We start from the raw sequence: 13,217 nt of genomic DNA on the forward strand, positions 1-13,217 counted from the left end.
GAAAGTACTGAGTTCGAATCAGCTTTTTTTGCTTTTAGTGCTAGAGAGCACCTGGACATGGCAAAAACTCCCGGAATTCCGGGATACCTACAAGAGTAGGTTCATTTTATGATCGAACTTTAGGGCTTTCAGACCCTACTGATCGCTGCGTAGACGACCAAAGTCACCCTTTAAGGTATAAAGTAATTTCAGGAAATTGGCAATAAAATTTAAAAACAGTGTTTGTTTTATGAACCCCACCCGCCTCTCAAACTCTTATGCTCGCTCGTAAAAACCATGAGATAAAACCCACGTTTATTGAGAGGATTAACAACCCTTGATTCTTGAGATCAAGCCTCCAAAAAGCACACCTAAAAATATATCGCCCCCTCCCAAAGCCATTCTTTGGAGCATATCTTTGAAAGCTTTACACTGTGATGCGTTGAATTTTTGCGCCACAACGAGCTAATTTTTCTTCTAATCTCTCAAATCCACGATCAAGATGATAGACACGATTGACGGTTATTTCTCCCTTTGCCGCCAATGGAACAAGATAAGAGGGCTGCAATCACAAGAGAAACAACAAGCGCGCAAATCCGTCGCCATGACAGGAGCCGCTTGCAAATGCTCTGTTCCACGAGACGGTTGCCCTCTCGCCCATCAAGCTTTATTTGCGCCCTCAAACGATTGAATTCTTGAACATGCATAAAACGATTTTCAAAAATCGTCTCTGTAATCCGCGCGGTTCCCTCAACCCGTGTCATAAGCGCCGTAAACGACACTGAAAACAATGATACAAGTCTCTATTTGTTTGTTTTATGAACCCCACCCGCCTCTCAAACTCTTATGCTCGCTCGTAAAAACCATGAGATAAAACCCACGTTTATTGAGAGGATTAACAACCCTTGATTCTTGAGATCAAGCCTCCAAAAAGCACACCTAAAAATATATCGCCCCCTCCCAAAGCCATTCTTTGGAGCATATCTTTGAAAGCTTTACACTGTGATGCGTTGGATTTTTGCGCCACAACGAGCTAATTTTTCTTCTAATCTCTCAAATCCACGATCAAGATGATAGACACGATTGACGTTTGTTTCTCCCTTTGCCGCCAATGCTGCAATCACAAGAGAAACAGAAGCACGCAAATCCGTCGCCATAACGGGAGCCCCTTGCAAATTCTCTGTTCCATAAACGGTTGCCGTCTGCCCATCAAGCTTTATCTGTGCTCCTAAGCGATTGAGTTCTTGAACATGCATAAAACGATTTTCGAAAACTGTCTCTGTAATATGCGCGATTCCTTCAGCCCGTGTCATGAGCGCCATGAATTGCGCTTGGAGATCGGTTGGAAAAGCAGGATAAGGTCCTGTTTTAATATCAACGGGCATAATTTTGGTGTTCTTTGGATTTCGCTTAATATGAATTCCTTGAGGTTCTATTTGAATCTCGAGTCCTGTTTTTTGCAGCACCTTAAGCACTTTTGTGAGATGATTAGGATTTGCATTTTTAAGAAAGACATCTCCTCCCGTCATAGCAACAGCCATTGCATATGTTCCCGCTTCGATTCGATCAGCAATAACGCGTACTCTAGCACCGTTGAGTTTTTTAACCCCTTCAATTGTAAGCGTTGTTGTTCCTTCACCGGTTATTTGAGCCCCCATAGTATTCAGGGTTCGAATAAGGTTTGTCACTTCTGGTTCACAAGCCGCATTCTCAAGAGTGGTTGTTCCCTTTGCCATTGTCGCCGCCATCAGCAGCACATGGGTTCCACCAACAGTGACTTTAGGGAAACGATAGCAAGCACCTTTTAACCCCCTTGGCGCTTTTGCATGAACATATCCATTTTCGATAGTAATCTGTGCGCCTAAAGTTTTAAGTCCCTCAAGGATAAAATCGACAGGTCTTGTCCCGATAGCACATCCTCCAGGAAGCGAAACATAAGCCTCTGCGCATCGTGCAAGCAGAGGTCCAATAACCCAAAAGCTTGCACGCATTTTTTTCACCAGTTCGTATGGTGCCCGTGTTGTAGCTATTTTTTGCGCCGTAAAATGAATTGTTCTTGAATTCACGCATTCATCGTTAAACTCTTGTCCATCAACGGCATATCCAACACCATGATTATTGAGAATACGAATAAGCAATTCAACATCGGCCAGATGCGGAATATTTTCTAAAGTGAGCGTTTCTTCTGTCAAAAGCGCCGCAATCATAAGAGGCAATGCAGCATTTTTTGCCCCAGAAATAGGAATTGTTCCTTTAAGTTTTTCTCCCCCAACAATTTGAATAGAATCCATCGTGTTTTCCCTCTTTTCCTTTGTGCCTGCCCTTCCAAAGGATTGTCCCCCTTCGGGAAGTTATGCTTTATTAATCGTTTTAGAACGCATTCTAACTATGAGAACAAATTATTGAGAAGTTTGGTTGCAAAAATTTACTAAAAAACATTTTTTTGCATTTTAGAGCTCTGGTTGTGCTCTTTTTCGGCTTTGCTCTTTTCGACGTTTCAGGTTTTGACGCAATTGTTGTGCCAATCTTTCTTGACGTCGTTTTGCTTTTTCATCTTGATGATTAATTTCATTTTGTTTTTGTTTTTGATGCATTTGTGTCATTGCGCAACCTTTTAAACAGTGTTGAGCTTCTATCCAAGCAACTCATTTAGATATTTAAGCATATAAGAAGCATATGTCATGACATAAGATACGTTTTCTTGCAAGAATATACAAATGTTCTCTTGCCTATTTTCTGACAATATGGCACAAGACAGCGCAAAGATTGAAAAGGGCTGCGGTAGCTCAGTGGTAGAGCACTCCCTTGGTAAGGGAGAGGTCGAGAGTTCAATCCTCTCTCGCAGCACCATTTTATTCTTCTTTTGCCTCTCTCTTTTTGCCCTTATAAGTCTTCCCTATAAGCCTAAATCTTTTCCCCCAACCTCCATCAGCTTCATCAAATCCTCCATCCTTTAAACTATGCGTTTCAATAGCTTCAAAATCAATGGCCTCAATAACACGCTTAATCTCTAAAATACTTTACGAACGGCTTTTGAAATTGACCGCCCCCCAAAGAATAGTCCCTCTCCTATTGGTTTCCCCTCTTTCCTTGCCCCTCCCTCTTTCCTTGCATCTTCCTCTCTTTCATTTCTGTAAGATTGCCCCCCTTTACTCCTTCTCTTTGCCAAGCCTCACTATTGCAACAGCTCTTGGCACTTGAGACGATATAAGCATTTTTATTTTTTCAATATTTTATTTCTTGAATATTTTTCCCCACAAGCTCACCCTGTTTGTAATATGCAAACAAACGATTTTACTTGATTCAATATAAGAGCGTTTGAATAAGAGAACTAAGAACATCTCACACTATTTCAGGCTCTCATTGAAAGTCAAATTGAATCTCAATAATGAATTATTATAAACTCATTGTTTGAACATATCCCATTGATACCTTTATCCGACCCAAAACGAATAATCTTATCTTTCTAGCCTCTCTATCCATCTCAAGCAACACAAGCATTCCCTCTAGAAATTAGAATAAGCTTCATCGATCTTATTCGTCATTTACAACAGATCTAACAGAGCCATTTCCAGAACCTCCTCTCAACTCAATTCCTTTCCCATTCTCCCCACCCCTTACCAAAAGCAAAAAACAAACAGTGATAAAATCCCCCTCAATAAAGCTTTCACTAAGCCACCCCACGCTCGCATATGCCAAACATCCCATATGGTAAACATCCCATATACTAGACATCCCATATACTAGACATCCTATATACTAGACATCCCATATGGCAGAAAATTGAGAGCCCGCCTTTTCAAAGAAGATCCCTCATTACCAATTTTATACACTATGGTTTTCCACGTGCTCTAAGCCTCCCTCTTTCAACACGCATCTTTTTTATACGAATACTTTGATTGATACGGATAGCGTTATTCCTCTTGCATAAGAGCCCCAAAAGCGAAAAGCTCTCTCCCTCTGTTCTATTGAAATTAATCACCCCTCTTCGCTTACACTTCACAAGCAGAAAGATCCGTATAGCGAGAAACTTTCCAAGAAAAGCATATCTCTTCGTAAAAAGCCTCCCAGTAAACGAGATTATGAATCGTCTCAAGAGCTACAGCCCATGCCGCAATTTTGGCAACGGCCCCCAATAGTACCAACTTACTTTTTCATAAAGTAAAGATAGGGTGCGCAATGTTTATAATCTCTGGGGGGTACAATCTACGGACTTTATAATCTACGGGGCTTTATCGTTATACCCCTCACGATATTATTCACAGGTGCCAGTATGAAATTTACGAACGCCAGGCATGAAATGGGTGTGAAATGAGCTTAGAGCGAGATATCTTTATTAAAACAAGTGCGTGAATGTACAACAACAAGTATATTTCATTTGGAGTATTTTGGATATTGCCTACTCTCCCCACCTTAGGACAACCATTTTGGCTACAGATCCCCTTATACTTTCTGCTGTCATACCTCCTCCAATAAGCTAAAACCCCACATATGCGGGGTTTTAGCCAGTACCACACCTTTACTTATACACATTATGATCATTATAACCATTTTTATTAAATACGTTTTTACGTATATTTTCAACACAAAAATAACACACATTGATTTATTTAACAGAAATCAATTAAATATTCATGATAATCATTAAAAGTTAAAATGATGAAATTATTATTCAGAACGTACGTCATAATATTTATAACGTTTTTTTCTGTATTCATATTATTGGGTTGTACTCAAGTAAGCGACCTTGCTGAATACGATAAGGTTTACCAAAAATATGTCCATGAAAATTACACTCATTTAGAATATTCTCAGAAATTAGAAAAAGCAAAAAAAGAGGTAGAATATTTAAAAGCGTATATGGAAAAAACTGTAAGTATACCCCATGACAAAAGTCAATTTTGGAAATATTTAATAATATTGCCCAATAATCCTCCAGAATTCAATATTTTAAGACATTATCACATATTGCTTGTTTTTTGTGGACGCTTTTTTGATTTATGGCAAGATGATAAAACGATGCCCACACTTACATTTAACGACTTACCAACAAGACTGAAGGATTTTAAAGCTAACGGGATGAAATACAGGAAAGATTGGGATTATATAGAAAATATTTTCCTCAAAGCAAAATTTGAAACAAACTTTGATGATCCAATGTTTGCGTACGCAGAAAAATTTTTGGATTCTCCCAATGGCATTAATCGAAAAGAACAAACTCTTCAGACAGAGCAGCTCATCATAGGCAATGAACTCACTCGTTTTAGAAACACAGCAACAATGTGCGTTATGGCTAGAGAGGTATACCTTAAAATGATGCCCAAAGAAAATGTAAAACCACCTGTAAGATATAGCACTTTTGAAAAATGGAAGCAGTATTTAAAAAATCTTTAAACGGATCATAAAACGCCTTTCAAAATACTTCTAAAGAACCATTAAGCCCCCCTCACAATGACTATAATCAGGCACAAAGAGGGTATAAAAAACAATGTTAATTAAACAGTCTTTATTGAGAAGCGTCTTAATTATCGCTCTTTTAACAACGCATCTTTTTTATTCTTCAAAGGGATATACTCATTCGAATGAAGTATTCTCTTCAAAAGAGATTACAGAAAGAGAGAGATTTTTCCGCATTTTCCTTGTTAATGGAAGTCGCTGGTGGGAAGAAAAATTCTACCAAATTCTCTGGATAGAAAAAACATTTTTTTTGGAAAACAAGCGGCAGTTATCGCAACCGCTCTATGAAAAACATGTCAATATAATAAAAAAATGGCAGAATATAATCAAAAAACGACATCATGTATTTAATACTCTGTGCACCCTTATAGAATTAGAAATAGATGCAATGCGACATGTGAATGAAGCAAAACACTCTCATGAGCATACACATCTCTCAAACCTTATGAAACACATAGAGACATATCAAGAGCGTATAGTTAAAAACAAGAAAGAACTTGAGAAACTTGATCATGAAATTGAGATCTTATACAAAGTTATCATAGAGTATACAAAATTACCATAAACTTTGATCTATTCATTCCATAACTTGATGAAAAGTGCTTCTCAAAGGATATCTTTTATTTTCAAGCACTTTGAACTATCTATCGCCATCTTTAGATACAGAGTGCCAAAGTACAGTAACGTTATCATACAATTTGTTGTATTTTACCAACATAAAATAACACATATTGATTTATTCAACAGAAATGACTTATAAAAGCTCATCAGAAACAAACGACAATAAATACCTTATGTTTAAACACTTTATTTTCTTCGCTATCGTAATAAGCGCTATTTTATTTACGCATCATACAACGAGTGGATGTACAACAGATGATCTTTTTGTTGGAAGTACTTCTCCGATCAATTGTATTTCAAAAGAATATATAAGACAGAAAATAAAAAAGAAGCTATTGGAAAAAGAACGCGAAAGAGAATGGTTAGAGCTTGAACAATTTTCTGTTAGCGCTTGTCCAGGTGGAGAATTTCCTGTTTATCATGGCTTTTCTATTATCGATTGTGTTTTGAGAGGAAGAACTAAAACAAAATCGTCTTAATAATGAAATCAATATAATGAAATTATTCATGCAATGGTTTATCGTAGCATTCGTAATAACAACGATAATGTCTGTTCCCATAAGTTTACTTTGGCGTTTTAGATTTAAGGTTCCTGCCTGTTTATTTACAATAATGACAACCTTGGCTATTATTGCCGTCCCTTTTACATTTGATTTATCGTCTCTCTTTTAATCTATTTTTGTAAAAAAATATTTCTAAAATATTAAAAACACCCTGCATTTTTAAGCGTTTTGAACTGTATCTCCTCTCATTTAGATACAGTATAATCACTATAGCCATTTTCATTAAACATGTTTTTGCACATATTCTCAACACAAAAAACAACACATGTCGATACATTCAAAGGGGATCAATTAAACGATCTTATAAAAGAAGAGCAATACACAAAGTGGCTGTATTTAATGATAGTAAATGAAGACGATTATTATGGAATTCTTGGTGTAAGCTACGAATGCAATGATAAACAGATAAAATCTTCTTTTCGTAAATTAGCTCTGCAATACCACCCTGATCATAATTCTAGTACCGAAGCAGAACAAAAATTCAGAAAAATTTGTGAAGCCTATGAAGTTCTTAAAGATCCTCAAAAGAGAGCAGCTTACAATCAGTTCTATCATGAAACTTTTAAAGATAATGACAAGGCTTCTGAAAGTAATGAATACGAAAAACCTACAGCAATTGAAATAATTATATGGTTATGGAAAACACAATACAGAATTATGACTTTTTTAACAACAATATTTATTGCTATTTGTTTTTTCATAACAATGATAACAGTGTTTGGATTTCAACTTTAATAGTCAAAGTGCTTTTGAAGAGCTTTAAAAGCAACCCGCAGCGAATTCACAAGGCATCATTATCCTTGATCTTCTATAACAAGGTAGTGTAGAAAAACATAAAGATTATAATGTCTCTATTCGTTCTTTTCTTATTCTCCCGTTTCCTCCACCCCTCTATTTTCTTCCACAACCCGCCCCCCAACCTTTCCCCCAACAAGCCCGCTTGATTCCACACAGACTTTTTCTCATGCCCCTAACATCCTTTCCCATATCGGCTAAGAAAATTCCCGCAAAGCTCTTCTCCCCAAGCGGCGCCCCTAAGCTTCCCCTCAAGAACGAAAGCATAACGCGCACCATTGTCTCTGCAATAAAAAAACACTTGCCCGTCATTGTACTCCCCCAACACTCACCACAAAAGCTCCCAGAAGCTCCCCCCTGTTCCAATACGTCTAAACAAGCTTTAACGACCTCCCCCGCCAAACATCTTTCCATTTTTCAGCATGCTTTACGTATCATTCCAAGCTCCCTACTTGCGTGCCGCAAAAACATAAAAACCGGCTCTTTTCCCCCTTGAGCGTGCCTTTTTATAAGTTGGAACCTGTCTGTACTGCTGCTTCTCTTCCCCCTAAGCCTCATTTTGTTATCCAGCATGCTTTCCGTGTCACTCCAAGCCACTGGATAACGACCTGCCCCCTCCATTGTCTTTTCCCCCTTGAACGTGCCTTTTTATAGGTTGGAACCTCCTTGTCTGTACTGCTGCTTCTCTTCCCCCTAAGCCTCATTTTGTTATCCAGCATGCTTTCCGTGTCACTCCAAGCCACTGGATGATGCCCTGCCCCCTCCATTGTTTTTCCCCCCCCAATGAACCAGCCGGCAACTCCCCCCCCACACACAAGCGCCCGCAATTTCTCATATATAGGCTCTTTTATAGGTTCTTTTCTTCATGCCCCCCTTTCCCATGTCAGCTAAGAAAATTCCTGCAAAGCTCTTCTCCCCAAGCGGCGCCCCTAAGCTTCCCCTCAAGAACGAAAGCATAACGTATACAATTGTCACAGCAATAAAAAACACACTTGCCCATCATTGCCGCTCCCCCAGCACTCACCACAAAAGCACCCAAAATCATGTCACCATATCTCTAAACACTTGGCCTTACTCCCATTCTCGTTTTCCTCTCCAGCATACGCCTTGCATGCGCTCCAAGCTCCCCGCTTTTACCCCCCATTATCCCAACATGCTTTCACATTCATAGCCAAGCTCTTTGTGCTCCCTGCTTCCCTGCGCCCCCTTGTTTGGCACCCTCTTCCAACATATGCTTTGCTCTTTTCCCTCTGAATTTCTTTTTTATAGAACTTTGCCTCTCCTCAACGCTACACAAGATCCCTTTCTTCCCCTCTTGCGTCTCATTCTTGCTTTGCCCTCCAGCATACGCCTTGCATGCGCTCCAAGCTCCCCGCTTTCTCCCTCCTTCAAAGCAATTTCTGTTCTTATATGAAAACCTGTCTCAACCGATTTAATTTGCTGTACCATCTTCTCCAACGCCTCATTAAAACGGCTAATTTCATTTTCAAGCTTGCAAATATAGGCTTCATCACGATAAGCCCGTTTAATCAAAGGTGGCATATTTGGCCAATAGAGCATTAAATCCACCCATTCGCGTTGAGAAATCCATAACCCTCCTTGACATTGTGCTTTATGTTCTGCTGGAAAGCCCTTTTGCATGAAATGAGGAATTAAAATTTCAGGTTTTTTTGTTTTAATTTCCAACAATCCATTTTTTCCCACAAAAGCATCGGGAGAAAATCCTTGTCCGCGATCATCAGCCAAAACAAAGCCAATACATTTAGGTTCTGTATGTGTCAGTTTCCCATAAAGCTGTCGCGCGCTTGGTTCTAATTCAGTCCCACGTCGCATAGAAAGTGTTGCCCCTTCATCAACGGTTTTTCCGGTAATTCTTTCTCCCGCCAATTTCATCATCACACTCTGATAGCGTGACGTTTTTTGCCCTTGTTTTGTTCGTGCCATCACCATCTCAAACAACGAAGCCGTAATCAAACCATTACGCACTTGCTGCCATTCCTCTGTTCCTTGAATACAATCGATAATGATTGGCATGGTATTTCTCTCCTTAATCTTTAAAGTGCTTTTTTTTTGCAACATATTCTCTTTGAAACATTCATATCTTTTAAGATGCATTCCCCACTAAGAATGACAGCATCCTTAAATATTGTGCTACTGAAATCACAAAAGCTGTTGGAAACGCCCCCCCCAACATCCCTCCTCCCCACAAGTTTCTCATCCCCTCCTTTTCCATATCAGCTAAATCCCTCCCAAGCGGCGGCCTCCCTAGACGAAAGCATAACGCGTGATATTTTCTCCCCGATAAAAAAAACCTTGCCCGTCATTATCTCCCTAAGGCTCAACACAAAAACGGTCAGAACCGCGCCCCCATAGCGCCTTCCTCTTCTTCCCCCTCAAACACCTTCCCCCATTTCCCAGCATGCTTTCACATTCATGTCCAAGCTCTTTGCACTCCCTGCGCTCAAAGCTCTCTGCTTTCCCCCCTCCCTCAACACTCTACTCTTTCCCCTACACAAAGCTTTTTTTAAAGATTGACATCTCCTCAACGCTATACGGCTGCCCCCCTTTTCCACACCTCATATCTCCCCTCCAGCATATGCCTTGCATACGCTTCAAGCTCCCCCCCATTCGTTCTCCCCACAAGTTTCTCATCCCCTCCTTTTCCATATCAGCTAAGTCCCTCCCAAGCAGCGGCCTCCCTAGACGAAAGCATAACGCGCACCATTGTCACCGCAATGAAAAAGCACTTTGGCCCATCATTGCGGCTTCTTTTTTCAACCCTGCTATTGCACGACGGAAAAATCATAGCGGAGATATTCTTCCGCCAATTTTTTTGCCATAGACAGCGCCGCTTCTTGTGAGATAAAAAGAAGAGCGTCGTGTTTTTGTGGTTCGAGTCTGATTAAATTTCGCATATTTCCAGCATAATAAAGTGGAATCCCTCGATAAGAAGTCTTGAGATAACTTGTCATGTTTACCACCAATAATCTGTCAAGACATCACATGGGCGTAAACGATGCTGTTTTTCATAAGAGCCATAGAGATTATCTTCATAATCGCACGCCGCTCTTTCATTTAAAAAAGCATGATACGCTTCACTATTCAAAATGAAGGGCTGCAATTGTGTATTTTCTTCATTTATTTCATGATTTTCGACATAAAAATCAGCGATTTGTTCCGTAACATCTTCAGCATAAGAAGTTGTCAGATCGAGTCGTAAAACTCTATAAACAGTTTCATATTCTTCAATCAGTTCGAGCACCTCTTCGATTTCGTCGATTGGTCCTTCATAAGTACAAGGATTTTCCTCTTCGCATAAAACGACAATGATTTCATCCTCTTTAACGAATGAAATATTTTTCATGATTTCCCCCTTTAGATAGTTGATAAAGCATAGCCTTGTCTTGACAAGACTAAATATAGCGTTAGTCTTATATCCTCTATAGGAGAGATGTCAATCATTTTATCCTTCATAAAAGATATATTTTAAATATCTACGGGGTTCAAATGACATATGTAAAGAAAAATCTATTATTCTTTGTTCCTCTCATGCCCCTTTGTTGTTCTCTATTTGTTCTTACAAAATTGCAATTATAAACACACAGGAGAGATAAAATGAGTGACATAATATTAATAAAATACTGGAGTCGCCTTGACACAAAAGCACAGAAAGAAGTTATTTTGAAGCTTCGTCAATTGGCCGCCGCAAAAGAGTCAAAATCGCCTGTCTCTCTTGCGGAGAGAGTTTCGAAATAAGCTCTATAAATTCTTTATCTTCAGGGCTAGCCCCTTTCCCGTAAAGAATATAATTCATACTGATATTAATTTCGTGACAAATTCGCGAGAGAGATTCGATTGTTGGTTCTTTTCCTTCAGAAAGAATAGAATGAAGGTACCCCGCGCCTTTACCGGCAGAGAGAGAGATAGATCTTTTTGACCGCCCACTTTTTTCCAAAGCGGTCTTTAATCTTTGACGCCAACCATCGATATTCATAATTTCACCATATAGCGCGTCTTTTTAAAAAAACACGTCCTTTTTATAAAACGGGCTTGCATTATCCTCTAAAAAGGATAAAATTAAGGAAACAAATTTTACTTTTTAGGGGGAATTTTCTATTTTTAGCTCATAAAAACACTTTAACCACCCTACCGGATATAAAAGACCACCTCCAAAACTTCTGCCCAAAAGAAAGTACGTTGAGAATGTGTGGTATTCTTTATTTTTTCCATCACCGCAATCTTAAATCGTAAGTTTGCATGCGCTTCAAGCACAGCCAATCATTTATAAGCATCATAAAGAAGCTTCTCGTCATCATCGAACAGAGCCAAAAGCAACACAAGTTAAATCCTTATTTGAGCTTTTATCATCAATAAAAATGTATAAAAAAGAAGAAAGTAGATTGCAGTATGAAACACGCTAATCAACAAGAAACTCCTCATTATGAATCGTCTAGGCTTCCATATGTTTGTTGGTATCAAAATGACTTTCTAGGAGGTGTACGTGGGATGCGCGCACACGAAATTGGAATCTATACGATTCTTCTCAATGAAATGTATGCCCGTGGCCGACCTTTAGAAATATCGAAAGAACGTTTAGCGCGTCTTTGTGGTTGTGACAAGCGAACTTTTGTTAATGTTTTAGAGATGCTCATCCAAGAGGGTAAGATTTTAAATTTAGCCAATGGATTATGGAATAAGCGTTGCGAAAATGTTTTTCAAGAGCGTGAAAAATTGCTTGAACAAAAATCCTTTGCGGGTCGTTCTTCGGCAAAAAAACGCAAGAAAATCAATGTAGAGATGCAACAACTGCTTAACGAAAGTACAAAAGATGTTGCACAAAGCTCAAAAGCTCAAAAGGCAGAAGAAAAGGAAACACCTTACGGTGTTTTAGAAAAGAAAATTTTGTTTGATGAGACAGAACCTTGTTTTTCCTGCGAAGAGAGTTTTGAACAAAGCGATCATCCATCACCCTTATCGGCTCTTGATTCACCTCTCCCTTCTCCTCCACAAGAAGAAGCGGAGCAAAAAAACGCCTCCCCTTTAAACGCTCCCCAAGCGGAGTTCACTCCCGCCCCTATCGCGCAAATTGTCACGGGGGAAAAGACAAAATCCGCCACCACTCTTCCCCTCAGCAATCTTCCTTCCTCCATTCCTCCTTCTTCCAACAAAAAAACCACAGCCTCAGTTGCCAAAGGGTACCGTCTTCCTGAGCATTGGCAAGCAGACATCAAGGCGGCAGTTTCAGAAGGCTTGAGTGAAAGCCAAGCTCTTTGGCAAGCCAAAAAATTTCGCGACTATTGGAAAGCCAAGAGCGGCAAAGAAGCTCTCAAAGTAGACTGGCAAGCCACATGGCGCAACTGGTTTCGCCGTGAGATCGAACGGCAAGAACAGCAAAAACAGGGAAGCTCCTCATCTTTTACCTCTGAGAACAACGACACGCTTTACCGCAGTTTGATCAACTATAGCGACAATTTTTGACATCACAAAAACAACGTATTTTTCAAGCACGCGCAGGAATAAAAACGTTTCAAAACCACAATAGCATCGGACAAAATAACACAAAACAAAGGGCGGCAAAACAACACTTGGATAAGCTCTTCACACCGTAAAACGCGTCAACATCGACCATTTTTCTCTCATCACAAAAGCGTTTTCCCCATGCAAAAGCCCCACACAGGCATCCCAACACATGCCCCAACAAGGTATCCCAAAACAGGACTCCAAAATGCACCACCCTCTCACAGACATATCCACCCCACCCTTCTTTCACCCCCTTCCTCCTTTCCGCTTTCCTCCTTTTCT

The 13,217-nt window shown here is 39.7% G+C and carries 14 protein-coding genes, 1 tRNA gene and 2 pseudogenes; 6 read left to right on the forward strand and 11 right to left on the reverse strand.

Annotated elements, in window-relative coordinates; all coding sequences use genetic code 11:
• Window positions 1-406: 406 nt before the first annotated feature.
• The 3 genes and pseudogenes from ACFIM8_RS02625 to ACFIM8_RS02635 all read right to left on the reverse strand — a co-directional run.
• A pseudogene (locus ACFIM8_RS02625) lies at window positions 407-755 on the reverse strand (UDP-N-acetylglucosamine 1-carboxyvinyltransferase); the annotation flags it as partial.
• A gap of 219 nt (window positions 756-974) precedes the next feature.
• Window positions 975-2,270, reverse strand: coding sequence for a UDP-N-acetylglucosamine 1-carboxyvinyltransferase (gene murA, locus ACFIM8_RS02630; RefSeq protein ID WP_375607049.1), 1,296 nt, complete (start codon window positions 2,268-2,270; stop codon window positions 975-977).
• A 159-nt stretch (window positions 2,271-2,429) separates the two neighbouring features.
• The gene (locus ACFIM8_RS02635; protein WP_375607050.1) at window positions 2,430-2,582 is read right to left on the reverse strand and encodes a hypothetical protein; all 153 of its coding nucleotides are present in this window, start codon (window positions 2,580-2,582) and stop codon (window positions 2,430-2,432) included.
• A gap of 172 nt (window positions 2,583-2,754) precedes the next feature.
• On the opposite strand from ACFIM8_RS02635, the gene ACFIM8_RS02640 reads away from it, so the two are divergent.
• A tRNA-Thr gene (locus tag ACFIM8_RS02640) sits at window positions 2,755-2,829 on the forward strand.
• 684 nt (window positions 2,830-3,513) lie between these two features.
• Here the strand turns inward: ACFIM8_RS02640 and ACFIM8_RS02645 are convergent.
• Both ACFIM8_RS02645 and ACFIM8_RS02650 read right to left on the reverse strand, forming a co-directional pair.
• Window positions 3,514-3,714, reverse strand: a complete 201-nt coding sequence (locus ACFIM8_RS02645) for a hypothetical protein (protein WP_375614448.1) — start codon at window positions 3,712-3,714, stop codon at window positions 3,514-3,516.
• 257 nt (window positions 3,715-3,971) lie between these two features.
• A complete protein-coding gene (locus ACFIM8_RS02650) occupies window positions 3,972-4,115 on the reverse strand; it encodes a hypothetical protein (protein WP_375607052.1) in 144 nt (47 codons plus the stop codon).
• Between the two features lie 520 nt (window positions 4,116-4,635).
• Between ACFIM8_RS02650 and ACFIM8_RS02655 the strand changes: the two genes are divergently transcribed.
• From ACFIM8_RS02655 to ACFIM8_RS02670, 4 genes and pseudogenes are all read left to right on the forward strand, one after another.
• The gene (locus ACFIM8_RS02655) at window positions 4,636-5,373 is read left to right on the forward strand and encodes a hypothetical protein (protein ID WP_375614449.1); all 738 of its coding nucleotides are present in this window, start codon (window positions 4,636-4,638) and stop codon (window positions 5,371-5,373) included.
• Between the two features lie 94 nt (window positions 5,374-5,467).
• On the forward strand, window positions 5,468-6,001 hold the full coding sequence (locus tag ACFIM8_RS02660) for a hypothetical protein (protein WP_375614450.1): 534 nt from the start codon (window positions 5,468-5,470) through the stop codon (window positions 5,999-6,001).
• A gap of 229 nt (window positions 6,002-6,230) precedes the next feature.
• On the forward strand, window positions 6,231-6,536 hold the full coding sequence (locus tag ACFIM8_RS02665; RefSeq protein WP_375607055.1) for a hypothetical protein: 306 nt from the start codon (window positions 6,231-6,233) through the stop codon (window positions 6,534-6,536).
• A gap of 423 nt (window positions 6,537-6,959) precedes the next feature.
• Window positions 6,960-7,199: pseudogene (locus ACFIM8_RS02670) on the forward strand (DnaJ domain-containing protein); the annotation flags it as partial.
• Window positions 7,200-7,511: 312 nt separating this feature from the next.
• Here the strand turns inward: ACFIM8_RS02670 and ACFIM8_RS02675 are convergent.
• The 6 genes from ACFIM8_RS02675 to ACFIM8_RS02700 all read right to left on the reverse strand — a co-directional run bounded on the left by ACFIM8_RS02675 (window position 7,512) and on the right by ACFIM8_RS02700 (window position 11,409).
• A complete protein-coding gene (locus ACFIM8_RS02675; protein WP_375614451.1) occupies window positions 7,512-7,817 on the reverse strand; it encodes a hypothetical protein in 306 nt (101 codons plus the stop codon).
• A 152-nt stretch (window positions 7,818-7,969) separates the two neighbouring features.
• Entirely contained in the window at window positions 7,970-8,242 is a 273-nt protein-coding gene (locus tag ACFIM8_RS02680) for a hypothetical protein (RefSeq protein ID WP_375614452.1), read from the reverse strand.
• 436 nt (window positions 8,243-8,678) lie between these two features.
• A complete protein-coding gene (locus tag ACFIM8_RS02685) occupies window positions 8,679-9,449 on the reverse strand; it encodes a lambda exonuclease family protein (RefSeq protein WP_375614453.1) in 771 nt (256 codons plus the stop codon).
• 749 nt (window positions 9,450-10,198) lie between these two features.
• Complete coding sequence (locus ACFIM8_RS02690; RefSeq protein ID WP_375607058.1) at window positions 10,199-10,387, reverse strand: hypothetical protein; 189 nt, start codon at window positions 10,385-10,387, stop codon at window positions 10,199-10,201.
• A gap of 2 nt (window positions 10,388-10,389) precedes the next feature.
• Complete coding sequence (locus ACFIM8_RS02695) at window positions 10,390-10,779, reverse strand: hypothetical protein (RefSeq protein WP_375607059.1); 390 nt, start codon at window positions 10,777-10,779, stop codon at window positions 10,390-10,392.
• A gap of 312 nt (window positions 10,780-11,091) precedes the next feature.
• The gene (locus ACFIM8_RS02700; RefSeq protein WP_375607060.1) at window positions 11,092-11,409 is read right to left on the reverse strand and encodes an XRE family transcriptional regulator; all 318 of its coding nucleotides are present in this window, start codon (window positions 11,407-11,409) and stop codon (window positions 11,092-11,094) included.
• A gap of 413 nt (window positions 11,410-11,822) precedes the next feature.
• Between ACFIM8_RS02700 and ACFIM8_RS02705 the strand changes: the two genes are divergently transcribed.
• Window positions 11,823-12,893 carry a YdaU family protein gene (locus ACFIM8_RS02705; protein WP_375609335.1) on the forward strand — a complete coding sequence of 357 codons (1,071 nt, stop codon included), beginning with the start codon at window positions 11,823-11,825 and terminating at the stop codon, window positions 12,891-12,893.
• Window positions 12,894-13,217: the final 324 nt, after the last annotated feature.

Origin of the sequence: Bartonella sp. AC535YNZD (assembly GCF_042196625.1) — a bacterium.
Lineage (GTDB): Bacteria > Pseudomonadota > Alphaproteobacteria > Rhizobiales > Rhizobiaceae > Bartonella.